A 22,529-nucleotide genomic window follows, 5' to 3' on the forward strand; every position below is an offset into this window, starting at 1 on the left:
ACAATGGACAGCGGGACGAGTCGCTGCCTGAGTGTGGGGTGGTACGGATGTCTGAGCGGTTCCGCAGTGATCCTCGGCTGACCGTGCGGATGACGGTCACGTTGTTTCTGCTCGGGTTGCTGTATGTCGTGTTCGTGGCGGTACTGATCGCGCTGCTGAAGTCCTGGGTGCTGGTCGTGGTGATCGCGGCGGGGCTGCTGGGGGCGCAGTACTGGTTCTCCGACCGGGTCGCCCTGTACGCGATGCGCGGGCGGATCGTGGAGCGGGAGGAGTATCCGCTGCTGCACGGGGTCGTCGACCGGCTGTGCGCGGTGGCGGACATGCCGAAGCCGCGGGTCGCGGTGGCGGACATGGAGATGCCGAACGCGTTCGCGACCGGGCGGAACGCCGATCACGCGGTGGTGTGCGTGACGACCGGACTGCTCGGGCGGCTGGAGCCGGACGAGCTGGAGGGTGTGCTCGCGCACGAGCTGTCGCATGTGGCGCACCGCGATGTGGCCGTCATGACGGTCGCCTCGTTCCTCGGGGTGATCGCCGGGATCGTCGTCCGGTTCGCGTTCTACTCGAACCTGTTCGGCGGGCGGCGCGACCAGAACACCGCCGTCGTGTTCAGCGTGATCATGGGTGTCTCGGCCGCCGTGTACGTGCTGAGCTTCGTGCTGATCCGGGTGCTGTCCCGCTATCGCGAGCTGGCCGCCGACCGGGCGGGCGCCCTGCTCACCGGGCGGCCCTCGGCGCTCGCCTCCGCGCTCACCAAGGTCACCGGGGACATCGCGCGGATCCCGACCCGGGATCTGCGCACCGCGCAGGCCTTCAACGCCTTCTACTTCACCCCCGCGCTCGGCGCGCACGCACCGCTGGGCCACCTCTTCGCCACGCATCCGCCGCTGGAGCAGCGGCTCGACCAGCTCGCCCGTATCTCGGCGGAGCTGGGTGAGGCGGCCGTGCCGGGGGCCGGTGGTGCCGGTGGTCCCGGGAAGGCGGGCTGAGCGGTATGGGGCTCCTGGACATCCTCCTCGGCCGTACGAAGCCGGTGGCACCCGACCTGGACCGGCTCTTCGCCCTCCCCTCGGCCGCCGTCACCCTGGAGGCGGCGGTCTCGCTCACCCCGACCGGCACGGGCGCGGTGTGCTTCGCGACCGTCGAGGGCGCGGCCTTCGACGGCGTACGGCAGGAGGTGCGGGCGCTGCTCGACGCGGACGCGGAGCGGCCCGGGCCGCCGGTCGGGATCGAGCGGGACGAGTACGGCTACTCGTGGCTGGTCTCCCGGCGGGACCCTCGGGACCTGCCCGCGCTGGTGAGCGATCTGCACGCGGTCAACAGCGCGCTGGAGAGCGGCGGTTTCGGGCCGCAGCTGCTGTGCTCGGTGGTCGGGTTCCGGGCGGCGGAGGGCGCGGGCGGTGGGCGGCTCGGGGTCGTCTATCTCTACAAGCGCGGGACCTTCTATCCGTTCGCGCCGCTGCCGGGTGAGGGGCAGCGGCGCGACAACGCGCTGGAGCTGCGGGTCCGGGCCGCCCTCGGGGACGATCTGCGGGTCGAGCCCGAGCTGAGCCGGTGGTTCCCGATCTGGGGCGCCCCGGGGCTGTGAACCGCCCCGGGGGCGCCGTCACTTGGCGTTCTTGTCGCGGTCCTGCCGCCGGTTCTCGAAAGGCCGTTCGCGGCGGTAGCGGCGCTCCCACTTGGCCTGCTGGTCACGGCGGTCGCGGTAAGCACGGTAGGAGGCGGGCTGGGCCGAGCCGCCGCCCGTCGGGGAGCCCGACGAGGACGCCGCCGAGCCTCCCCCCGTGCGACCGTGACGGACGTACAGGTAGAGCAGGGCGACTGCGGCCAGCCAGAGGACTTGGTTGGAGAAACCCATGACGACCAGTACCGCGGTCGCCGAAAGGATCAAGGTGCCCATGACGGGACTCCTCGGGGCGTGGCGTGGGTGACGACGATGCGTGGAAGAGTAGCCCCGGGGCCGGAAAGTGACCCCCGTCCTGCATGAGTCCGGTATCCGGAGGACTCCTTCGCGCCTCTCCAGGATGCTCGTGCGACGGGTGCGGCGGCATCCCATTTATCGGTGCCCCTCCGTCGCCGCTCCTGGGTCATGCTGGCGGCCATGGGAATCGAGGACGAGGAATGGGCGGCGACCCGGGCATGGGTGGCCGAGCGGCTGCCCGAGGGGCGCACCGTGCGGAACTGGGCCGATCTGCGGGGCGGTTGGTCCGCGTCGATGCGGCGGCTGACGCTCGACGACGGGACGGGGCTCGTCCTGCGGTCATTCGTGAAGCCGTTCTTCCGGCGGCACGCTCCCGGGCTGCTGAACCGTGAGGCCGAGATACTCACGCTGCTCGCGCCGTACGACGACATACCCGCACCTCGCCTGTACGCCGTCGACCCGGGCGCCGAACTCACCGACCACCCCTCGCTGTTGATGTCCCTGCTGCCGGGGTCGGTACGGGTGGCGGACGACGCCGATCTGGAGGCGCGGCTCGATCTGCTGGCCGGGCAGCTCGCCCGGATCCACGCGGTCGTACCGGCGGAACGGCCGCGTACGTATCAGGCCTGGACCTCGCCCGAGCGGGTCACCACGGCGGGTGGCGCGCTGTGGGAGCGGGCCGTGGACGTGATCCGGCGGGAGCCGCCGGCGTGGGAGGGGTGTTTTCTGCACCGGGACTTCCATCCGGGGAACGTGCTGTTCACCGGTGGGGGCGCGAACGGGGGCGGGGCCCTCGGGGTCAGCGGGGTCGTGGACTGGGTGGAGACCTCGTGGGGGCCCGCGGATCTCGATGTGGCCCACTGCGCGACCGCGTCGGCGCTGCTGTTCGGGGCGGAGTACGGGATCGGTTTCGGGGAGCGGTACGAGGCACGGGGCGGGCGGCGGCTCGCCCGGGGACGGGACCACCTGTACTGGCGGCTGCTGGACGCGCTCGCCTACGCCCCCGACGCGGAGAAGCTCGCGGTGCCCTGGCGGGAGCTGGGGCGTACGGATCTGACGCCGGAGGTGCTGGGGGCGCGGCTGGAGGCGTATGTGGGCGGGGTGTCGGAGCGGTACGGGGAGTGAGGGTGGTTGGGTGGGCGGGCCGGGCGGGGGGCCCGGCGGGTGGACACCGATGTGAGCGGAGGCGGCGGGATGGGTGACGGACGGCGGTTCGTGGAGGTGGCCGAGCGGCGGGTGCGGGTGGGGGTGCGGCAGCGATTGGCCGGATCCGTGCGGGCGGCGGGGCCGGAGGAGGTGGCCGGATCGCTGGTCGCGCTGCACGGCTCGGATCCCGCGAGCGTGCCTCTCGCGGTGGGCGCGCGGCTCGCCGATCCCGGGCGGACCGTGGCCGAGACCGAGCGCGCGCTGTACACGGACCGGACGCTCGTCCGGATGCACGGCATGCGGCACACCGTGTTCGTGTTCCCGACGGAGCTGACCGCCGTCGTCCACGCCTCGACCGGGATCACGGTCGCCGCGCGGGAGCGGGCCGCGCTGCTGAAGGACATGGCGACGGCCGGCGCCCCGGACCCGGCCTGGCTGAAGGAGGTCGAGGAGTCGGCGCTCGCCGCGCTGGCCCGTCGCGGGCAGGCCACGGCCTCCGAACTGGCCGAGGACGAGCCGAGGTTGCGGGAGCGGTTCGTGTACGCCGCCGGGAAGCCGTACGAGGGCACGCACACCGTGGGGACACGGCTGCTGAAGGTGCTGGGGGTGGAGGGCAGGGTCGTACGGGGGCGGCCGCTCGGCTCCTGGACGTCGAACCAGTTCCGCTGGGCCGTGGCGCCCGCGCACGCCGAGTTGGACGTGGCCGAGGCCCAGGCGGAGCTGCTGGGCCGGTGGCTGGCGGTCTGCGGCCCGGCGACCGAGGCGGACCTGAAGTGGTGGACGGGGTGGCGGGTCACCGAGGTCCGGCGGGCGCTCGCGGCGATCGGGGCGCGGGCGGTGACGCTGGACGAGGGCACGGGGTATGTGACCGCGGACGACGAGGCGCCGGTCGCCGACCCCGGCGAGCCCTGGGCGGCGCTGCTTCCCGCGCTCGATCCGACGGCCATGGGCTGGCGGCAGCGCGACTGGTATCTCGACCCCGGGTTCCGGGCCGCCCTGTTCGACTACAGCGGCAATGTCGGGCCGACGGTGTGGTGGAACGGGCGGGTGGTGGGCGGCTGGGCCCAGCGGGGGGACGGGGAGGTCGTGTGGCGGGTGCTGGAGCGGGGTGGGGTGGGGAGCGAGGCGGAGGGGCTGATTCGGGCGGAGGCTGAGCGGTTGCGGTCGTGGGTGGGCGACAGCCGGGTCACTCCGCGGTTCCGGACGCCGTTGGAGAAGGAGTTGGTGGAGGGGGGCGCGTAGTTGGTGGAGGGGCGCCCAATGGCTCGGGGGTGCGGGTCTCGTGGGCGGGTGCGGCTCCGGTGGGGCTTCTCGCGCAGTTCCCCGCGCCCCTAAAGCACCAGGGCCCCACGGCCGTAGAAGCAGCAGGGCCCCGCGGCGGTAGAAGCAGCAGGGCCCCGCGGCCCTGACAGCGCCAGGGCCCAGCGGCCTGAAAGCGCCAGGGCTGCGGGGCCCTGGAAGGCGACCGGTGGCGGGCCTGAAAAGCACGGGGCGCAGCCCCTGCTTTTCAGGGGCGCGGGGAACTGCGCGACCAGCCCCCACCGGGCCGCAGACGAAGCGACCACCCAGGACGCACGCGAGAAGCACCGGGTGCCCAAGAAACAAGAGGGCACCCGGCGCACCCGCTCACTTCTCGGGGCACTCCTTCCACGCCAGGTGGTAGATCGTGCTGATGTCACCGTCCGTCGAGTCCATGGTCATGAAGCTCGTGCTGCTCGCCGGCGAGGATCCGCGGTTGACCCGCAGCTCGGTGTTGATGTTGAAGTTCCGCTCGACACCACAGGGCGCCCACACCAGCTGGGCCCAATCGGTCTCGTCCGTGGCCTGCCAGTTGTCCTCGTGGGGACCGTTGAACGTGTGGGTCCGGGAAGCCGTGTCCGGGGAGCCCTGGAAGTAGTACGAGGCCTTCTCGACGCCGCTCGCACCGCGCGCGAGCGAGGCGAAGCCCCGGTAGTCCACGCTGGCGATGGCGTAGGTGAAGCCGCCGGGCACATGGACGATCAGGTTGAGCTGGCAGTTCTTGCGGAACGCGGTGGACGGGGCGCCGCCGCCGACCTGGGCGAGGTAGTCGCTGTAGGTCACGGTGAACGCGGTGTTGTCCGGCGAGACGGCGACCGCGGCCGTGCCCCGGGGACAGCCGGAGCCGTTCACCGTGGCGACCTTGATGATGATCTTGTCCGGCGGCGGGTCCTCGAAGGGGGACTCGGCCTGCGCGGGCAGCGCACTGGCGAACAGGGCGGCGACGGCGCCGCCCAGGAGGAGACCACGAACCATGGGGGGTTCTCCGATCTAGTGATGCACATTCCCGGTGATGCATATGTCGTGTGCATGTCAATAGGCACGCGCGAGGACCCCCCGGTCGTTGAAGCGACAATCTGTGAAGCAGCTGTGAAGACCGAGGGGCGACCGCATCGTATGGACCCCGGGCGGGCAGGACTAGGGCGATCTCCGGCCAACCCTGGCGGCCGGAGATCGCCCTTTTCCCCTCTTGCCTCTCGGCCTCAGCGGCCGTACCGGATCAGCGGCTGTAGCGCATCAGCGCCCGCACCATGTGACACGTGGTGTCCGACGGCGGGTGCACACCGATGACCTCCGCCGTGGAGCGGATCGTCTCGTTGCGTGCCTGGTTCGGCATGTGGACACCGGAGTCGAGCAGGGCGATCGCCAGGCGCATGGCCTTCAGACGCCGGTTGTGGGTGATGTACCACTCGCGCGGACGGCCCGGCGGCAGCGTGTGCTTCACCACCGGCTCGTAGGGCAGGTCGAGCAGAACGGGATGCTGGACGGTGGACTGGGTGGGCAGCGGCTTCGACTTCAGTGCGGCAGCGGGCAAGACATCCTCCTGTCGCGGTCTGGGCGCCGCCGGAGATCCCCCGTCGGCAACCCTCGAACACTGCTTCTATTTTACTACCCCCCACTGACAATCGCCCCTGGCCAGAAGGGATCTGAGGGGTCCTGTGACAGAGGTGGAACAGGGGTTTTCACGGCCCGTCGGTGGGGCCGCGGTCGGACCGTCCGGCACACCCGTTGACTACGGTGGGCGGCATGGAGATCTGGATCAACCCGGCCTGTTCGAAGTGCCGCAGCGCCATCGGCCTGCTCGACGCCGAGGGCGCCGACTACACCGTCCGCCGCTATCTGGAGGACGTCCCGAGCGAGGACGAGATCCGCGCCGTACTGGACCGGCTCGGGCTCGAACCGTGGGACATCACCCGCACCCAGGAGGCCGCCGCGAAGGAGCTGGGTCTCAAGGAGTGGACACGGGACGCCGGTTCACGGGACCGGTGGGTCAAGGCCCTCGCCGAGCACCCGAAGCTCATCCAGCGGCCGATCATCACCGCCGAGGACGGCACGGCGGTGGTGGCCCGCACGGACGAGGCGGTACGGGACGCTCTGTCCCGGTAGCGGGCGGTTCGCCGCGGTCCGGCGCCAACCTCGGTGTGACGTGGGTTACTTGAGAGTTCGCCGTGACCGTTGAGTAACCTCGTTCGGGATCTCGTACATAGCGGCGTACTCGTCCGATCCGGTGGCCGATCAGAGGCCCGCCGGGAACAGGAGGCGCGCATGTCGCGTAGGAGAACGCTCGGCACGAAGAAGAAGGTCGCGCTGTTCGTGACCGCGGCGGCGGTGGCGGGAGGCGGGGCCTTCGCCATGGCGGCCACGTCGAACGCGGCACAGACCGCCGCCCAGTCCAACGTCTGCCAGGGGCTGGCCACGGCGCTCGGCAACAACGAGCGGTTCATCGCGGACCAGAAGGCGAACCCGGACGCGCAGTCGGCGGCCCGGATCGCCAACCGCGAGGCGGTCATCGCCCAGATCAAGGTCCAGCAGGGCGCGTCGGACTGCGTCGTCGGGGAGTCGGCTCAGGGCTCCCAGGCGGCACAGCCCGCGCAACCCGCACAGCCGTCCGCGCCGGCCGCGGAGACCGGGGGGTCGGCTCAGGACCCCCAGGCTCCCGGGGGCGACGAGGCGGCCGGGAACGCGGGCGGCGCCGGTGACACGGGGAACGCCGGGGCCGGTGAGCAGGTCTGCAACGGGTCCACCGTCACCCTCTCGGGCGAGGGCGGGGCCCCGGCGGCGTCCAGCAACCAGTTCCCGGCCGGCACCAAGCTGCGGGTGACCAACCTGGACAACAACAAGTCCACGACGGTCGAGGTCACCTCGGTCTCCGGCAGTTGCGCGCTGCTGAACAACGCCGCCTTCGAACAGGTCCGGGAACCGGGCAAGTTCCTGATCCGCCGCGCGCTGATCGAGAAGGTGGGCTGACCTGACCCCGGTCGGCCGACCCCAATCGGCCGGCCCCGGTCCGCCTGAAAGGCCGGTCACCGCGCCCAGCGGTGGCCGGCCTCATGCGCGCCTTCGACCAGCGGCTCCGCCCGCATCGCCGACTCCCGTCGCGGGAGCGTGAGTCGTGCCACAGAGACACCAGGTAACACGGGGTTCACATTCGAGCAACGACCGGGAAATCGCGCGTTGACAGGCTGCCCGGCATCAGCGGCGTTTCAGTGCCGCAGCGCCGCAGCACCCGCACATGCGCCTAGTGACCCACCCCGAAGGATGTGTCCCGTGACCTTCAAGGCTGAGTACATCTGGATCGACGGCACCGAGCCGACGGCCAAGCTCCGCTCGAAGACGAAGATCTTCGCCGACGACGCCAAGGGTGCGGAGCTGCCGATCTGGGGCTTCGACGGGTCCTCCACCAACCAGGCCGAGGGGCACTCCTCGGACCGTGTGCTCCAGCCGGTCTTCTCCTGCCCGGACCCGATCCGCGGCGGCGACGACATCCTCGTGCTCTGCGAGGTCCTCAACATCGACATGACGCCGCACGAGTCCAACACCCGTGCCGCGCTGCGCGAGGTGGCCGAGAAGTTCGCCGCGCAGGAGCCGATCTTCGGCATCGAGCAGGAGTACACCTTCTTCGACGGCGAGCGCCCGCTCGGCTTCCCCAAGGGCGGCTTCCCGGCCCCCCAGGGCGGCTACTACTGCGGTGTCGGCGCCGACGAGATCTTCGGCCGTGACATCGTCGAGGCCCACCTGGAGAACTGCCTGACGGCCGGTCTCGCCATCTCCGGCATCAACGCCGAGGTCATGCCCGGCCAGTGGGAGTTCCAGGTCGGCCCGGTCTCCCCGCTGGAGGTCGCCGACCACCTGTGGGTGGCCCGCTGGCTGCTCTACCGCACCGCCGAGGACTTCGAGGTCTCCGCGACGCTGGACCCGAAGCCCGTCAAGGGCGACTGGAACGGCGCCGGCGCGCACACCAACTTCTCCACGAAGGCGATGCGCGAGGGCTACGACGCGATCATCACCGCGTGCGAGTCGCTCGGCGAGGGCTCGAAGCCGCTCGACCACGTCAAGAACTACGGCGCCGGCATCGACGACCGTCTGACCGGTCTGCACGAGACCGCCCCGTGGAACGAGTACTCCTACGGTGTCTCCGACCGCGGCGCCTCGGTCCGTATCCCGTGGCAGGTCGAGAAGGACGGCAAGGGCTACATCGAGGACCGCCGCCCGAACGCCAACGTCGACCCGTACGTCGTGACGCGGCTGATCGTCGACACCTGCTGCACCGCGCTCGACAAGGCCGGCCAGGTCTGAGCCACCCCGCCGCTCCACGAGGGCGCCCACCGTCACGGTGGGCGCCCTTCGGCGTTGTCAGTGGGGCATGCGATCGTGAGGGCATGAAGATCGACGGGGGCGACTCGCACGACATGTCCGAACTGGCCGTCAGGGTCGACACGGAGAACTGGGAGAAGCACGCCCGGATCACGGGCGGGCGGCTGCGTGAGCTGGTGCTCCGGATCGGGGACCACGGCGACCGCTTCCTGGTCGTGCAGCGGATACCGGACGTGCCGGACGTCTTCGTCCAGGTCTGGCACCAGCGGGCCGACGACGGCACGGCCGGCGAGTACCAGCTGGAGCACCGCGAGGGCCGCGACCGGTTCTTCGGGGCGGTCCTCACCGACCCCGAGCGGGTCGCCGAGGCCATGACCGGCTGGGCGCGGCGGGCGGCGGGCTGGGACACCGGCATCGAGTGGACCCCGGTCGAGCACGACGCCCCGGAGGAGGTGCCGGACCTCCCGGACGACGTACGGGACCAGGTCGAGGAGCGGGTCCGGGAGCTGCTGCGCTGCGGCTACGACGACCGGGCGCGGCTGAGCGAGACCGCCGAGGAGTATCTGGTCGACGGCGACGAGCGGCCCGTCTCCCCCGCGCAGGCCCGGCAGCTCGTCGACCGGCTCTGGGTGGAGCGGCTCGCCGAGCAGGAGACCTGGGACGGCGTCACCGACCCCGAGCGGCTGACCCGGGCCTTCGAGACGCTCCGGGCGGCGCACGGCATCACCGCCCGGGAGCACTTCACCTGCTGCCGCAGCTGCGGCATGAGCGAGATCGGCGCCGAAGGGCCGCCGGACGCCCCGGGGTTCGTGTTCTTCCACACGCAGTGCACGGAGGGCGCCGCCGCCGGGCACGGACTGATGCTGCTCTACGGCGGGTTCGACGGCTCCGCCGAGACCACCGCGGCGGTCGGACACCAGGTCGTGGCCGCGCTCGCGGCGGAGGGGCTGTCCACCCAATGGGACGGCGATCCCGGGACGGCGGTCGCCGTCACCCCGCTGGACTGGCGGAAACGGCTGGTGGGGTGAGGTCATGACACACCCCCGTCATGTCGAAGAAGCGTCCAAGCAGTGAGAGGAGACTCCTGCGGCGGGCGTGTGTCTGCTTCAATGGGGCCATGGCCAGCTTCCAGAACCGACGTGCGACGGGTCGCCATGACCTCGAGCCCTTCTGGCCTTCCCGTCAGCACCACGACTTCGACCGGGTGTGTTGCCGCGCGATGAACGCGCCGGCCCTCTAAAGCCGTACACCCCGGCCTTCGGTCGGCGCGGAACGACGTACGTCCCTCGGCGGGTCACCGACCACGAACTCGGTCGCCGAGGTCTCCCGGACGAACCTCTCGCGCGAAAGAGCTGACCTCTCATGGCGAACACCCGTTCACTGTCGACCGCGACCCCGCTGACCTCCGCGCCGGGCTCCGTCCCCGTCGCCGTCCCCGCCCCCGGCGCCGCCCCCCGGCACCGGCTGCGTGCCGTGGGGCGGGACGAGGTCGTGGACATCACCGACTTCCTGCCGCCGGGCGCGACCTGGCTGCCCGCTCCCCAGCACACCCTGCCCACGCTGCCGGGCCGGCCGCCGATGGTCGGGTACCTGGTGCTCGTGCCGGCGGACCAGCAGCCGCCGCCGGCGCCGTTCGCCGTCGCGGACGAGAAGCCGGACGGCCACCTCGGTGCCGGTGGGGACGAGCTGGTCCGCGTCGACACCGTGCAGCGCACGGCCCAGGTCGGCGGGCGGCCGCTCGACCTCACCTATCTGGAGTTCGAACTCCTCGCCCATCTGGTCGCGCATCCCAACCGGGTGCACACCCGCGACCAGTTGGTCACCACGGTGTGGGGCTACGGGCATGTGGGCGACGGTCGTACGGTCGACGTCCACATCGCCCGGCTGCGCCGCAAGCTCGGCGCGGAGTTCCGCCAGGCGATCCAGACGGTGCGGCGGGTCGGGTACAAGTACACGCCGCCGCTGAACCGCTGACCGACCGAGCGGCTGTGCCGCTGTGCCGCTGTGCCGCTGTGCCGCCGACAGCGGATCTCCTGAGAGCAGATTTCCGTCCGTGGCCGCCGCCCGGCGGGCAGAGTCGGCGGTATGAGACTTCTGATGCTGGGTGGTACGGAGTTCGTGGGTCGCGCCGTCGTGGAGTCGGCGCTGACCCGCGGCTGGGAGGTGACCGTCTTCCACCGGGGACGGCACGCGCCTTCGGCCGGGGTGCGGTCGTTGCTGGGCGACCGCACCGCACCGGACGGGCTCGCGGCGCTCGCCGCCGCCTCCACCGCCGGTTCCGGTTCCGGCGGGGGCGGGTGGGATGTCGTCGTCGACACCTGGTCGGCGGCGCCGCGAGCCGTCCGGGACACCGCGCGACTGCTGTCCGGCGCGGCGAAACGGTATGTATACGTGTCGAGTTGCTCGGTGTACGCCTGGCCCCCGGCCGCCGGGTACGACGAGGGGGCGCCCGTGGTGGAGGGCGCGTCGGCGGACGCCGGGCAGACGGACTACGCGCGCGACAAGCGGGGCGGGGAGCTGGCCGCCGTGGAGGCGTTCGGCGCCGACCGCTCGCTCCTCGTACGCTCCGGGCTGATCCTCGGGCCGTACGAGAACATCGGCCGGCTGCCCTGGTGGCTCGACCGGACCGCCCGGGGCGGACCGGTCCTGGCACCCGGCCCCCGGGACCTCCCCCTGCAGTACGTCGACGTCCGCGATCTCGCCGACTGGGTGCTCGGCGCGGCGGAACAGGAGCGGTGCGGCGCGTACAACCTGGCCGGTCCGCCGGGCATGACGACGATGGGCGAGCTGCTCGACGCCTGTGTGCGGGTGACCGGCGGGGCCGCCGAACTCCGCTGGACCGCACCGGAGTCGGTGCTCGGCGCCGGGATCGAGCCGTGGACGGGGCTGCCGGTGTGGGTGCCGGAGGGAAGCGAGCTGCATGACGCGCTGCACCGCGCGGACGTGTCCCGGGCCGTGGGGCACGGACTGCGCTGCCGGGGCGTGGAGGAGACCGTACGGGACACCTGGGCGTGGCTGAGCGGGCTCGGCGGAGTGGCGCCGCACCGCCCGGACCGGCCGCCGGTGGGACTGGACCCGGCGGTGGAGGCGAAGGTGCTGGGTCTCTAGGGCGTGGCAGGACCGACGCGGGGCAACGGCAGAACGGGCAATCGGCACGCGTGCGGCGGTTCTCGCGTATGTTGGCCAGGGCCGCCGAAAGGCGCCCTTCACGGACTCCGCCAGGGACCTTCACAGTGCACCCGCCGTAGGGGATCAGCAACTCCCGGTGTTTCATGGGGCGTTGAAACCAGTTTGTCCCACGAATCTCTCATCAATTTGTGAGTCGCCTGAACACTCCTGGGACTCGCCGCGTATTCGATGGAGCCGCTTCACTCCTGTCGGGCGCCTCGATGCCCCGCAAGGAAGTCAGAGGAGTTCCATGGGACGCAACACACGCAAACGACGTTCGCCGCTGGCCGTCCGGGCCATCGCCGCATCCGCGGCGCTCGCGGTCGCGGGCGGCGGCCTGGTCTGGGCGAACTTCTACGCCTCAGCGGGCGAGTCGAAGTCCAAGCAGAACAGCACGCTGGCCTCCGCGCAGGTGGCCACGATCGACTGCCCGGACGTCGGCCAGCAGCTGACCAACGTGCCCCAGAAGGCGCGTAAGAACGTCGCCAAGGAGTTGGCGCTGCTGGATCAGCAGGTCACCGAGGCCTACAAGCGCCTCGCGGACACGCGCCAGGCCCAGGCGGGGGATGCCGGCTTCGTCAACAACGCCATCATCGGCCCGCTCAAGTCCAAGCGGGTCGCCACCCTCGACCGGATCGGCATCAACATCCGGAACGCGGGCGGCAAGACCCCGCAGGGCATGGACCAGCTCGCCAACTGCCAGGGCGTCGCGGACCAGAACCAGACCAACGCCGGTGGCGGCCAGGGCCAGGGTCAGGGCAACAACGGCCAGGGCAACAACGGCAACAACAACAATGGCAATGGCCAGAACCAGGGCGGCAACGGCCAGGGCAACGGTCAGAACCAGGGTGGAAACGGCCAGAACCAGGGCGGCAACGGCCAGGGCCAGAACCAGGGCAACAACGGTGGCGGTCAGGGCGGCAACGGCCCGGTCGCGGCCGACTTCATCGACATCAACCAGGTCCAGCCGAACGGCGGCCCCAAGGGTGTCGGCGGCAACGGTCTCGCCGCGAACGGCGACGGCGGTTCGACGGGTACCTTCACCACGAACTGCGGCACCAACGACAACGAGCTCCGCAACTCGGACAACGTGATCGTCGCCCCCGGTGTCAGCAACGGTGCCCAGCACCAGCACGACTACGTCGGCAACCAGAGCAACAACGCCTTCGCGAGCGACCAGGACCTGGCGAACGCGCAGACCACCTGCCAGAACCAGGGTGACAAGTCGTCCTACTTCTGGCCGGTCATCCGTCTGCAGGACGGCTCGAACGACATCGACGCAGGCGCCCCCGGCGGTGGCCAGGACGGCAACGTCGGCAAGATCGTCGAGCCCAGCCAGGCCGAGCTGAAGTTCGTCGGCAACAAGCAGGGCAACGTCGTCGCCATGCCGACCGCGCTGCGCATCATCACCGGTGACGCGAAGTCCTTCGTCAACGGCCTGAACAACGCCAACACCAACTGGAGCTGCACGGGTCTCGAGGACCGTGTCGTGACGGACAAGTACCCGATCTGCCCGCAGGGCAGCTCCGTGGTCCGGACGTCCTTCTTCCAGAGCTGCTGGGACGGCCAGAACATCGACAGCGCCAACCACCGGACGCACGTCGACTTCGTCGAGCAGAACGGCAGCTGCTCCAACGGCTTCCAGGCCATCCCGCAGCTCCAGGTCCGCCTGGTCTACGACATCCCGGCGCCGTCCATCCAGAACGGGCAGCTGCAGAACGCCTACGCGATCGACTCCTTCCCGGACCAGCTCCACAAGGCGATCACCGACCACAACGACTTCATCAACTTCTTCGACCAGAACACGATGAACCAGGTGGTCGACTGCATCAACAGCGGCCAGGACTGCCAGTAGCAGCACTGACGCGGCAACGCGACACACGAGGAAGCCGGCGGTGGGATCTCCCACCGCCGGCTTTCGGTTTCCCTCGCGGCCGGCCGCCGTGACCGCGGTCAGCCGCTGTGGCCGCCCTTGTTGTGGCTGCCACCGGGGTTCATGTGCGCGGACCCCTCCTGCACCTCGCCGCCGAGCGCGCCCTGCAGCCCGCCCACGGTCTTCTTCTCGCCGACGGCGACCCACTTGCGGCCGACGAGGTAGTAGCCGCCGTAGTCCTTGGCACCGGCCAGCCACTCGGCCTGGCCGCGGTCGGTGGCGAAGGTCGCGAGGACGAACTTGCCGTCGAAGTCGCCGTCCTTGTTGGTGCACAGCGCCTGGCGGATCGTGTCGGCGTCCGTCTGCATGTCCGGCTTGCAGCCCACCTCGCCCGCGATGTGCTCCAGGGTCCCGGTCGCGGTCTTCGGGACGGCGGCCTCGGCGTCGTCGCCCGCGCCGCAGCCGGTCAGCATCAGCAGGGCGGCGACCGCACCGGCCGCGCTTCCCGCAAGGCTCTTCCTCGTCACACTCATCCGTTCCTCCGGGTCCGTTCCGGCGACGTGAACTCGCCAGCTCCGTGCGCACCGTTGTTCACGGACGGTCGTCCGGTTAGCGTGCCGCCACTGTCGACACAGGGGGCACACAGACATGAACAGTCCGTCGCGACGCACGGTGCTGGGCTCGGCCGGTGTCATCGGCCTCGGAACCCACCTGAAGTGGTCGGCCCCGGCCCACGCCGCTGAGAGCCCCGGCGAGGGCCCCGCCTTCGATACGGCTCCCGCGCGCTCCGCGCTCAATCGGCTGCTGCCCGGTCATGCCGGACAGTTCCGGCTCAGTCTGCTCGACCGCAGCGGCACCGTCGACCGGTTCCGTGTCACAGGCACCACCGGACGCGTCCAGGTGCGGGCCACCACACCGGCCACCCTGCTCATGGGCGTGCACTGGTACCTCAAGTACGTCTGCGGGGCGCACCTCGCCTGGAACGGCGGTCAACCGGACCTCCCGAAGCGCCTGCCCGCGCCCGCCCGGCCCCTGGAGAGATCCACCGCGCTCCCCCACCGCTTCGCGCTCAACGACACCAACGACGGCTACACCGCCCCGTACGCGGACTGGCCGTACTGGGAGCGCCAGATCGACCTGCTGGCGGCGCACGGCTGCAACGAGGTGCTGGTCGTCGCCGGTATGGAGGCCGTCTACCACCGGCTGCTCAAGGACTTCGGCTACTCCGACGAGGAGTCCCGGGCCTGGCTCCCGGCCCCCTCGCACCAGCCGTGGTGGCTGCTGCAGAACCTCTCCGGCTACGGCGGCCCCCTCTCCCCCGGGCTGATCGCCCGCCGGGCCGCGCTGGGCCGGCGGATCGCCGACCGGCTGCGCGAGCTGGGCATGTCCCCGGTGCTGCCCGGCTACTACGGCCATGTCCCCAAGGAGTTCGTGGAGCGCAACGGCGGGGACGCGCACGTCGTCCCGCAGGGCGTCTGGCACGGCTTCGAACGCCCCGACTGGCTCGACCCGCGCACCGACGCGTTCGCCCGGGTCGCCGCCTCCTTCTACCGCCATGTGAAGGACGTCTTCGGGAAGGCGTCCCACTTCAAGATGGACCTCCTGCACGAGGGCGGCACGGCGGGCGACGTACCGGTGCCGGACGCGGCGCAGGGGGTGGAGCGCGCCCTCCGGAAGGCGCGGCCCGGTGCGACCTGGGTGATCCTCGGCTGGCAGGAGAACCCGCTGCCGGAGCTGCTGGACGCCATCGACCGGTCGCGGATGCTGATCGTGGACGGTGTCTCCGACCGCTACGCCAGTGTCACCGACCGCGAACGCGACTGGGGCGGCACCCCGTACTGCTTCGGCACGATCCCCAACTTCGGCGGCCGGACGACGATCGGGGCCCGCGCGCACCTGTGGAACGACAAGTTCTTCGCCTGGCGGGACAAGGCGGGCAGCGCGCTCGCCGGTACGGCGTATCTGCCGGAGGCCACCGACCGCGACCCGGCGGCCTTCGAGCTCTTCTCCGAACTGGCCTGGACACCGCGGAAGCCCGACCGCGCGGCCTGGTTCTCCTCGTACGCCGACTTCCGCTACGGCGGCCGTGACGCCTCCGCCCGCGCGGCGTGGCGGGCGCTGCACGACACCGCCTACCAGCAGCGGGCCGTGGAGCGCAGCGACCCGCACGACTCCCTGTTCTGCGCCCGCCCCGACCTGGCCGCGAGCCGGGCCGCCGAGTACGCGCCGCGGACCCTGACGTACGACCCGGGCCGCTTCGACGCGGCCCTCACCGGGCTGCTGGGCGTGGCGGGCGGGCTGCGCCGCAGCCCGGCGTATCGGTACGACGTGGTGGACGTGGCCCGGCAGGCGCTGGCGCACCGCAGCCGGCAGTACCTTCCGCAGCTGCGGGAGGCCTACCGGCGGGGGGATCTCGCGACCTTCCGCGCCCTCGCCACACTCTGGCTGCGGCTGATGCGGCTGTCCGACGAGGTGACGGGCACGAACGGGGCGTTCCTGCTCGGGCCGTGGGTGAACGACGCGCGAGCGCTGGCGACGAACGACGCCGAGCGGGCGGAGTTCGAGCGGACGGCGAAGGTGCTGATCACGGTGTGGGGCGGGCGGGCGACCTCGGACGCGGGCACGCTGCACGAGTACGGCAACCGGGAGTGGAACGGCCTGATGGCCGACTTCTACGTGCCGCGCTGGCAGAAGTGGCTCGACGCCCTGGAGGACGCGCTCGCCACGGGGACCGCACCGGCGCCCGTGGACTGGTTCGCGTTCGAGGAGCCGTGGACGCGGGAGCGGAAGGACTATCCGCTGCGGCCGGTGGGGGACGCGTACCGGGCGGCGGCGCGGGTGCGGGACGTGCTGGCGCGGGCGCCGTACCAGGGAACGCTGACCGTCACCGCGGAGCCGCCGGTGCTGCCGCCCGGCGGGCGCGGACGGCTCTCGGCGGTCCTGCGGAACGTCAACGGGCTGCGGGCGACGGGGCGTGTGGACTTCGCGCTCGACGGGTTCGACGGAACGGCCGAGCCGGAGGGGCCGACATCGTTGCCGAGCGTCGCGGCGGCGGGCACGGGGACCGCGCGCTGGCGGGTGGGCGCCCCGGGGGCACCGCTGGACCGGCCGCTCCGGCCGCTGCCGTACACGCTCACCGCGGCGTACGGGCCCCGGGGCGAGGACCGGGTGGAGGGCCGGTTCGACGGGACGCTCTTCGAGGCCGGGCCGTTGGGGGCCGGGTGGAGCACGTACACCAGCAACGGGGCCGTGTTCGGGCAGCTGGGGTCGCGGTTCGCCATCGACGGGGGCGGGGCGGATCTGTGGCGGGGTACGTCGGAGTTCGGCACGGCGTATCGGGCGGGGGCGCTGCGGGAGGGTACGGCTGCCACGCTTCGGGTCGACGCGCAGGCGGCGACCGGGAACTGGGCCCGGGCGGGGATCGTCGTGCGGAACCGGCTGGGGACCGCCGGGGCGGCGGGGTTCCTGAATCTGGCGGTCACTCCGGCGAACGGGGTGGTGTTGTCGTACGACAGTACGGGGGACGGGACGCTGGACACGTATCGGCGGATCACGGGGGTGAAGGCGCCGGTGGTGTTGCGGTTGAGGCGGGTGGGGGTGGGGGCGTATGTGGGGGAGTTCTCCGTGGATGGCGGGGGGAGCTGGCGGGAGGTGGCGTCCGTGAGTGTGCCGGGGGCGGTGGGGGCGGGGCAGGATGTGGGGTTGTTCATGAGTGCGACGAACGGGGGGAGTGGGGGTCGGGGGCTGGTGGAGTTCAGTGGGTGGTCGCTCGCGTGACGGGGTGGGGGTGCCTGATGCGTCGGCGGGTGCGGGTCCGGTGGGGCTTCTCGCGCAGTTCCCCGCGCCCCTGAAAAGCACGGGCTGCGCCCCGTGCTTTTCAGGCCCGCCGCCGCTCGCCTTCCAGGGCCGCGGGGACCTGGTCTTCCAGGCCCGCAGGGGCCTGGTTTTCTAGGGGCGCGGGGAACTGCGCGAGAAGCCCCACCGGGCCGCACCCGCCGACGAATCCCGCACCCCCCGAGCTACCGGGCGCCCCAACCCATGACCATCCGACCATTCGCTCGTTTTGCTGAACGTGCAGTCACAGGATGTCGCCCCGCCCCCCGCCTCCTCCCGCGCCCAGGAGCGGCTCGTGGCCGTCGAGGACGCGGAGGCCGCGCTCGTCGAGCACTATCCGCGATTGGTCCGGCTGGCCTATCTGACGTTGCCGCCGAGCCTGGGCCGCAACCGCCGGGTGCTGACGGCGCACGCGCTGACGCAGCGGGCGTTGCCGAGGGGGCGCAAGTCCTCGGCGTCCCTCATCCCGGCGCAGGCGACGGGGCGCGAGCGCAACCCCGGGTACGCCTACGTCCGGCTCCAGGTCGTCCGCACCGCGCTGGAGGCGGGCCTGCCGCTGCGGCGCAGGGCGTGGCCGAAGCGCTCGCAGCTGCCGCCGCTGCTGCCGCAGGTGTGGGGGCTGCGGCTCTTCCCCCGCTCCGGCGGCGCCGACGAACTCGCCCTGGACCAGCGGCTGTCGGCGCTCTCCGCCCCGGCGCGGGCGGCCTATGTCCTACGGGGGCTGGAGAAGCTCCCGGACACGGCGGTCGGGGCGCTCCTCGAAGAGGTCGGCGTCGGTGATCCGGCCGCCGCGCTGCAGGAGGCCGACGCCGTCCCGGCGCAGGAGTACCCGCTGCTCTCCTCCCCCGAGTTCGACCCCTGTTCGCTGCACGCCCGTCCCACGGATCTGATGCGCCGCCGCCAGCACACGAAGGCCGCGCTGGCCGCCACGGCCGCGGTGGTCGTGTGCGGGGCGCTGCTCGGGCTGCCCGGCGAGGGGTGGGGGCCCGACGGCGCGGCGGCACCGCCGTACGCGCTGAACCCCGCGTCCCAGGCCGCCCTTGATCCCCAGCAGTTGACGACGGCCTCGGCCACGGCGTGGCAGGCGACGGGGCGGACCGACTTCACCACCTGGCCCGCGCGCGGCGATCTCGTCAAGGACCGGGCCCTGTTGCGGCGGGCCCTCGCGGTCTGGGCCCGCCCCGGCGAGTCCGTGCAGGTCGCGGTCACCCTCGGGACCCAGGCCGGTCCCCCGCCGGGCCCGCCGCAGCTGCTGTACGCGGGCCGGGTCGACAACCTCCGGGTCGTCCTCCTGCACGACGGTCTGCGCATCGCGCGGTACGCCGAGCCCTTGGACGACCCGGGCCTCGCCGCCCTGGACCTGACCCGGGTCGACGGGGCGACCGGCGCCGGCGCGAGCGCCCTGGTGCTGGGCCGGTCCGACGGCAACGTCCGCTATCTGACGGCGCCCTGGGTGCGCGGGGCGGCCGTACGGGATCTGGCGAAGCCCGAGGCGCCGGTGCGGAAGCTGGCGCTGACGAAGGACGGCACGACGGCACCGTTCGCCAGCCCGGCGCTGCGGACCGGGGAGTGCCGGTCGTGGGACGTGCTGCAGCTGACCGACGCCACGGGCGGTACGCGGCTGCTGACCGACCTGTCCGAGGTGACGCCGGCGGCGCTCACCGTGGGCCGCCCCTCGAAGGGGCCCGCCCGGGACGCCTCCGCCTCCCCCGCGACCTGGGCGCCCTTCGCCTGCTCCCTGGCCGCCGTGCGGTCGGGGGGCGTGCGGGCCGTGAACGCCTGGCAGTTCGCCCGGCAGCCGCTGCCCGACGGCAGCGGCCGGGCCGACTGGGTGTGCACCCGCACCGAGACCTGGCGGGGCGCGGGGACCCGGGCGATGACCCAGTTCAACACCCCGGCCGGCGCGTTCATCACGGCCGCCGCCGACGAGGTGCCCGCCTGCGGTCCGGCCGATCCGTACGTCCTCGCCGGCGGCCCCTGGAAGTCCGCCGCCGGTGACGCGTATCTGCTCGCCGCCGGCAGCAGGGGCACCGCCTCCCTCGAACTGAGCGGCGGGGTCAGCGGATCGGCGACGGGCAACCTCCTCGCCGTACCGGCCGAGGAGGGCGCGCAGGCCGAGTTGACGGGCAGGCTCGCGAGCGGCCGGGAGATCAAGGCGCTGCGGTCGGCCCCGTAGCCGAAGGGCCACTGGTCCGCACGGTGCGCACATCTCCATGTGATCCAGCCGTCGGCGGGCTGGAATCAATCGGTAAGGTGTTCGCATGCGAACCGGTGCGCGCCGCAGGATGGGTGTGGAGGAGCGGCGGCAGCAGTTGATCGGGGTCGCCCTGGAACTGTTCAGCCGGCGCTCGCCCGACGAGGTCTCCATCGACGAGATAGCGTCGGCGGCGGGCATCTCACGCCCGCTCGTCTACCACTACTTCCCGGGCAAACTCAGCCTGTACGAGGCCGCGTTGACGCGTGCCTCGGACGATCTCGCGACCCGGTTCGTGGAGCCCCGGGAGGGCCCGCTCGGTGCCCGGCTGCTCCGGGTCACCCATCGCTTCTTCGACTTCGTCGACGCGCACGGCCCCGGTTTCTCGGCCCTGATGCGCGGCGGTCCGGCCGTCGGCTCGTCCCGCACCAACGCCCTCGTCGACGGGGTGCGGCAGGCCGCGTATGTCCAGATCCTGTCGCACCTGGACCCGGAGGCGGACACCGACGCCGTACCCGCCCGCCTAGAACTCGTGATCCGTTCCTGGATCTCCCTCGCCGAGTCCACGGCCCTCATCTGGCTGGACGGCCGCCGTATCCCGAGGCGCGAGCTGGAGATCCAGCTCGTCCACGACTTCGCGGCCCTGGCGGCGGTGAGTGCCGCCCAGGACGAGGAGATGGCGGCCCTGCTCCGCCGGGTTCTCGCCGACGAGCCGACGGACGGTCCGTTCAGCGACCTGGCAGGGCGCCTGGTGGCGTTGGCCGGCTACTGAGGGGCATCGAACTTCCGGTACGAGGGGTCGAGGTCCCGCACCTCCGCCGACGCGTGCAACGCCAGTCCCACCGAGGGCTTCACATGCGCCCGGACCAGCTCCAGCACGTTCTCGGTCAGTGTCACCTTGGTGTCGTCGCTCCGCCCGGCGAGCAGCCCGAGCGTGACGTGGACGATCCCGTGGCCCTCCGTGTCGGGCCCGACCACCGTGTCCGCGGTCGGCCGGAACTGCGTCTTGCACGCCTCCGGCTTCGCGGCGGCGGTCCGTACGACCTCCTCGTGCAGGGCCTTGGCGAACGCGGGCCGGTCGAAGCCCTCGGCGAGGACGGCGGAGTAGTCAACAGTGATCTGCGGCATGAGGTCACCCTAACCGCAGCCGCAACGCCAGCATCGCGATGTCGTCCTCCCGGTCCCGGCCGAAGCAGTGCAGCAGGGTGTCGCACAGCGCGGCCGTCCCGGCCGGGGCGTCCGCCGCGGCGGCCCGCAACTGCTCCAGGGAGAGCGAGAGATCGATGCCCCGGGTCTCCACCAGCCCGTCCGTGACCATGAGCAGCCGGTCCGTCGGCCACAGCACCGTCTCCGTGGGCTCGGGCCGGTCGAGGCCCAGCCCGAGGAGCGGCCCGGCGGCCTTCACATACTCGGCCTCGCCGGAGTCGCGGACGATCAGCGGCGGGATATGGCCCGCGTTGGCGATGCGTACCCGTCCGGTGCCCGGCTCGACGAGGGCCAGGCAGACGGTCGCGGTGGCCTCGGGGTGGTAGTGCTGCAGCATCCGGTCGAGCCGCAGGGCGAGCGCCGCCGGGTCGGACCGCTCCACGCAGTACGCGCGCAGGGCGTGCCGGATCTCCACCATCACGGTGGCCGCGTCCAGCGAGTGCCCCACGACGTCGCCGACGGCGGTGAGGAGGCCGTCGGGGGTGGACAGGGCCGCGTAGAAGTCACCGCCGATCTCGGTCTGCCGGGACGCGGGCACATACCGGACGACGACTTCGAGGCCGGGGAACTCGGGCACCCGCTTGGGCAGGAAGCTGTGCTGGAGGGTGAGCGCGACATGCCGCTCGACCTGGTACATGAGCAGGGGCTGCGCGGCCAGCGCGGTGGCCTGGGCGAGCCGGGCGACCAGACCGGCGGCGTCCGACGCCGTGCTCCGGGCGCCGCGCACGGGGGTGGCGACGCAGACCGGCGTACCGCTCTCGGTGCGGGCGAGGACGAGCCGGGCGTCCTCGGTGACACCGGGCCGGAAGAAACCGGCGGGCCACAGGGGTGCGGGCACGACCGTGTCGTCGGGTCCGGGGTCGCCGTCGGTGACACCGCGGATGAGCCGGGCCACGGTCTCGTGCGCGCCGGCGTCGGGGAGGGTGGTGCGGGCGCGGGCCCGGGAGGTGCCGCTGTAGAGGTGGCCGTCCTCGCCGAGCACGAACACGGCGGCGGGCGAGCGGGTGAGCCGGGCGGCGCCCTCGGCGGCGGCCCCGGCCAGCTCCTCCAGGGTGCGGGCGGCCTGGACGTCGACGATGGTCTCGGAGAGCAGGGTGAGCCGTCGTACGAGGGCCTCCGCGCCGCCCCGCATCCGGGCGCCGCGGACGGCCGCGCGGACGACCGCCTGGATCTCCTCCGGTTCGGCGGGGACCGTGAGATAGGCCTCGCCGCCCGCGTCGAGTCCCCGGCAGCGGTCGCCGGGTGCGACGGAGGCGGCGGAGAAGTGGACGACGGGCAGGGCCGCCGTCGGGGGCCGGGCCTTGAGGCGGCGGCAGAGCTCGAAGCCGCTCATGTCGGGCAGGCCCACGTCGACCAGGGCCACATCGGGCAGGGCTCCCGAGCGGAGCCGCTGTTCGAGTTCGGCGAGGGCCTCACCGGCGCTGGCGACGGGGACGACGCGGTGTCCGGCCCGGCGCAGCACCGCGCCCATCGCGTACCGGCCGGCGGGCGCGTCGTCGACCACCATGACCGTGGTGCTTGCAACGTCGGCCGGCAGGCTCATGAGGCTCTCGTCGTCCCTGGAGGTGGGGTGG

20 protein-coding genes are annotated in these 22,529 nt (G+C 72.3%); 14 read left to right on the forward strand and 6 right to left on the reverse strand.

The window, feature by feature from the left end; translation table 11 throughout:
* The first annotated feature begins 47 nt into the window (after positions 1-47).
* Positions 48-989 carry a zinc metalloprotease HtpX gene (gene htpX / locus J8M51_RS16695; protein ID WP_086751882.1) on the forward strand — a complete coding sequence of 314 codons (942 nt, stop codon included), beginning with the start codon at positions 48-50 and terminating at the stop codon, positions 987-989.
* Between the two features lie 5 nt (positions 990-994).
* Positions 995-1,588 (forward strand): PspA-associated protein PspAB, encoded by a 594-nt coding sequence (gene pspAB / locus J8M51_RS16700; protein ID WP_086751881.1) that lies wholly within the window; start codon positions 995-997, stop codon positions 1,586-1,588.
* A gap of 18 nt (positions 1,589-1,606) precedes the next feature.
* On the opposite strand, the gene J8M51_RS16705 is transcribed toward pspAB, so the two are convergent.
* Complete coding sequence (locus tag J8M51_RS16705; RefSeq protein ID WP_086751879.1) at positions 1,607-1,900, reverse strand: hypothetical protein; 294 nt, start codon at positions 1,898-1,900, stop codon at positions 1,607-1,609.
* A 201-nt stretch (positions 1,901-2,101) separates the two neighbouring features.
* Between J8M51_RS16705 and J8M51_RS16710 the strand changes: the two genes are divergently transcribed.
* A complete protein-coding gene (locus J8M51_RS16710) occupies positions 2,102-3,046 on the forward strand; it encodes a phosphotransferase family protein (RefSeq protein ID WP_267299245.1) in 945 nt (314 codons plus the stop codon).
* 69 nt (positions 3,047-3,115) lie between these two features.
* The gene (locus tag J8M51_RS16715) at positions 3,116-4,309 is read left to right on the forward strand and encodes a winged helix DNA-binding domain-containing protein (RefSeq protein ID WP_267299246.1); all 1,194 of its coding nucleotides are present in this window, start codon (positions 3,116-3,118) and stop codon (positions 4,307-4,309) included.
* A gap of 384 nt (positions 4,310-4,693) precedes the next feature.
* Here J8M51_RS16715 and J8M51_RS16720 read toward each other — a convergent pair whose 3' ends face one another.
* Both J8M51_RS16720 and J8M51_RS16725 read right to left on the reverse strand, forming a co-directional pair.
* Complete coding sequence (locus J8M51_RS16720; RefSeq protein WP_086758962.1) at positions 4,694-5,341, reverse strand: DUF4360 domain-containing protein; 648 nt, start codon at positions 5,339-5,341, stop codon at positions 4,694-4,696.
* A 244-nt stretch (positions 5,342-5,585) separates the two neighbouring features.
* Complete coding sequence (locus J8M51_RS16725; protein WP_028796925.1) at positions 5,586-5,900, reverse strand: hypothetical protein; 315 nt, start codon at positions 5,898-5,900, stop codon at positions 5,586-5,588.
* A gap of 212 nt (positions 5,901-6,112) precedes the next feature.
* On the opposite strand from J8M51_RS16725, the gene J8M51_RS16730 reads away from it, so the two are divergent.
* From J8M51_RS16730 to J8M51_RS16760, 7 genes are all read left to right on the forward strand, one after another.
* Complete coding sequence (locus J8M51_RS16730; RefSeq protein WP_179203255.1) at positions 6,113-6,472, forward strand: arsenate reductase family protein; 360 nt, start codon at positions 6,113-6,115, stop codon at positions 6,470-6,472.
* 159 nt (positions 6,473-6,631) lie between these two features.
* Positions 6,632-7,333 (forward strand): RlpA-like double-psi beta-barrel domain-containing protein, encoded by a 702-nt coding sequence (locus J8M51_RS16735; RefSeq protein ID WP_086758966.1) that lies wholly within the window; start codon positions 6,632-6,634, stop codon positions 7,331-7,333.
* 300 nt (positions 7,334-7,633) lie between these two features.
* Positions 7,634-8,662, forward strand: coding sequence for a glutamine synthetase (gene glnII, locus J8M51_RS16740; protein ID WP_086758968.1), 1,029 nt, complete (start codon positions 7,634-7,636; stop codon positions 8,660-8,662).
* A gap of 83 nt (positions 8,663-8,745) precedes the next feature.
* Entirely contained in the window at positions 8,746-9,708 is a 963-nt protein-coding gene (locus J8M51_RS16745) for a DUF6891 domain-containing protein (protein WP_216591138.1), read from the forward strand.
* Between the two features lie 334 nt (positions 9,709-10,042).
* The gene (locus J8M51_RS16750; protein ID WP_267299247.1) at positions 10,043-10,654 is read left to right on the forward strand and encodes a winged helix-turn-helix domain-containing protein; all 612 of its coding nucleotides are present in this window, start codon (positions 10,043-10,045) and stop codon (positions 10,652-10,654) included.
* Positions 10,655-10,765: 111 nt separating this feature from the next.
* Positions 10,766-11,788: an NAD-dependent epimerase/dehydratase family protein gene (locus tag J8M51_RS16755; RefSeq protein ID WP_179203427.1), complete on the forward strand. Its 1,023-nt coding sequence runs from the start codon at positions 10,766-10,768 to the stop codon at positions 11,786-11,788.
* 310 nt (positions 11,789-12,098) lie between these two features.
* Positions 12,099-13,703 (forward strand): DUF1996 domain-containing protein, encoded by a 1,605-nt coding sequence (locus J8M51_RS16760; RefSeq protein WP_086762318.1) that lies wholly within the window; start codon positions 12,099-12,101, stop codon positions 13,701-13,703.
* 98 nt (positions 13,704-13,801) lie between these two features.
* Here the strand turns inward: J8M51_RS16760 and J8M51_RS16765 are convergent, their stop codons facing one another.
* Positions 13,802-14,254 carry a hypothetical protein gene (locus J8M51_RS16765; RefSeq protein ID WP_179203428.1) on the reverse strand — a complete coding sequence of 151 codons (453 nt, stop codon included), beginning with the start codon at positions 14,252-14,254 and terminating at the stop codon, positions 13,802-13,804.
* Between the two features lie 115 nt (positions 14,255-14,369).
* On the opposite strand from J8M51_RS16765, the gene J8M51_RS16770 reads away from it, so the two are divergent.
* The 3 genes from J8M51_RS16770 to J8M51_RS16780 all read left to right on the forward strand — a co-directional run bounded on the left by J8M51_RS16770 (position 14,370) and on the right by J8M51_RS16780 (position 20,521).
* Positions 14,370-17,498 (forward strand): alpha-N-acetylglucosaminidase, encoded by a 3,129-nt coding sequence (locus tag J8M51_RS16770; RefSeq protein ID WP_267299248.1) that lies wholly within the window; start codon positions 14,370-14,372, stop codon positions 17,496-17,498.
* A 295-nt stretch (positions 17,499-17,793) separates the two neighbouring features.
* A complete protein-coding gene (locus J8M51_RS16775) occupies positions 17,794-19,731 on the forward strand; it encodes a hypothetical protein (protein ID WP_086762042.1) in 1,938 nt (645 codons plus the stop codon).
* A gap of 85 nt (positions 19,732-19,816) precedes the next feature.
* Positions 19,817-20,521, forward strand: a complete 705-nt coding sequence (locus tag J8M51_RS16780) for a TetR/AcrR family transcriptional regulator (protein ID WP_086762040.1) — start codon at positions 19,817-19,819, stop codon at positions 20,519-20,521.
* On the opposite strand, the gene J8M51_RS16785 is transcribed toward J8M51_RS16780, so the two are convergent.
* Together J8M51_RS16785 and J8M51_RS16790 are read right to left on the reverse strand one after the other, a co-directional pair.
* A complete protein-coding gene (locus J8M51_RS16785; RefSeq protein ID WP_086762038.1) occupies positions 20,515-20,877 on the reverse strand; it encodes a 5-carboxymethyl-2-hydroxymuconate Delta-isomerase in 363 nt (120 codons plus the stop codon). The genes J8M51_RS16780 and J8M51_RS16785 overlap by 7 nt on opposite strands.
* Positions 20,878-20,881: 4 nt before the next feature.
* Positions 20,882-22,498: a fused response regulator/phosphatase gene (locus tag J8M51_RS16790; RefSeq protein WP_086762036.1), complete on the reverse strand. Its 1,617-nt coding sequence runs from the start codon at positions 22,496-22,498 to the stop codon at positions 20,882-20,884.
* Between the last annotated feature and the right edge of the window lie 31 nt (positions 22,499-22,529).

The organism is Streptomyces griseiscabiei (genome assembly GCF_020010925.1).
Lineage (GTDB): Bacteria > Actinomycetota > Actinomycetes > Streptomycetales > Streptomycetaceae > Streptomyces > Streptomyces griseiscabiei.

What these genes read in the sequence shown, in the direction of transcription:
- htpX (WP_086751882.1), top strand. Translation starts at nt 48, where the DNA reads ATGTCTGAGCGGTTCCGCAGTGATCCTCGGCTGACCGTGCGGATGACG.
- pspAB (WP_086751881.1), top strand. Translation starts at nt 995, where the DNA reads ATGGGGCTCCTGGACATCCTCCTCGGCCGTACGAAGCCGGTGGCACCC.
- J8M51_RS16705 (WP_086751879.1), bottom strand. Translation starts at nt 1,900, where the DNA reads ATGGGCACCTTGATCCTTTCGGCGACCGCGGTACTGGTCGTCATGGGT.
- J8M51_RS16710 (WP_267299245.1), top strand. Translation starts at nt 2,102, where the DNA reads ATGGGAATCGAGGACGAGGAATGGGCGGCGACCCGGGCATGGGTGGCC.
- J8M51_RS16715 (WP_267299246.1), top strand. Translation starts at nt 3,116, where the DNA reads ATGGGTGACGGACGGCGGTTCGTGGAGGTGGCCGAGCGGCGGGTGCGG.
- J8M51_RS16720 (WP_086758962.1), bottom strand. Translation starts at nt 5,341, where the DNA reads ATGGTTCGTGGTCTCCTCCTGGGCGGCGCCGTCGCCGCCCTGTTCGCC.
- J8M51_RS16730 (WP_179203255.1), top strand. Translation starts at nt 6,113, where the DNA reads ATGGAGATCTGGATCAACCCGGCCTGTTCGAAGTGCCGCAGCGCCATC.
- J8M51_RS16735 (WP_086758966.1), top strand. Translation starts at nt 6,632, where the DNA reads ATGTCGCGTAGGAGAACGCTCGGCACGAAGAAGAAGGTCGCGCTGTTC.
- J8M51_RS16745 (WP_216591138.1), top strand. Translation starts at nt 8,746, where the DNA reads ATGAAGATCGACGGGGGCGACTCGCACGACATGTCCGAACTGGCCGTC.
- J8M51_RS16750 (WP_267299247.1), top strand. Translation starts at nt 10,043, where the DNA reads ATGGCGAACACCCGTTCACTGTCGACCGCGACCCCGCTGACCTCCGCG.
- J8M51_RS16755 (WP_179203427.1), top strand. Translation starts at nt 10,766, where the DNA reads ATGAGACTTCTGATGCTGGGTGGTACGGAGTTCGTGGGTCGCGCCGTC.
- J8M51_RS16760 (WP_086762318.1), top strand. Translation starts at nt 12,099, where the DNA reads ATGGGACGCAACACACGCAAACGACGTTCGCCGCTGGCCGTCCGGGCC.
- J8M51_RS16765 (WP_179203428.1), bottom strand. Translation starts at nt 14,254, where the DNA reads ATGAGTGTGACGAGGAAGAGCCTTGCGGGAAGCGCGGCCGGTGCGGTC.
- J8M51_RS16770 (WP_267299248.1), top strand. Translation starts at nt 14,370, where the DNA reads ATGAACAGTCCGTCGCGACGCACGGTGCTGGGCTCGGCCGGTGTCATC.
- J8M51_RS16780 (WP_086762040.1), top strand. Translation starts at nt 19,817, where the DNA reads ATGCGAACCGGTGCGCGCCGCAGGATGGGTGTGGAGGAGCGGCGGCAG.
- J8M51_RS16785 (WP_086762038.1), bottom strand. Translation starts at nt 20,877, where the DNA reads ATGCCGCAGATCACTGTTGACTACTCCGCCGTCCTCGCCGAGGGCTTC.
- J8M51_RS16790 (WP_086762036.1), bottom strand. Translation starts at nt 22,498, where the DNA reads ATGAGCCTGCCGGCCGACGTTGCAAGCACCACGGTCATGGTGGTCGAC.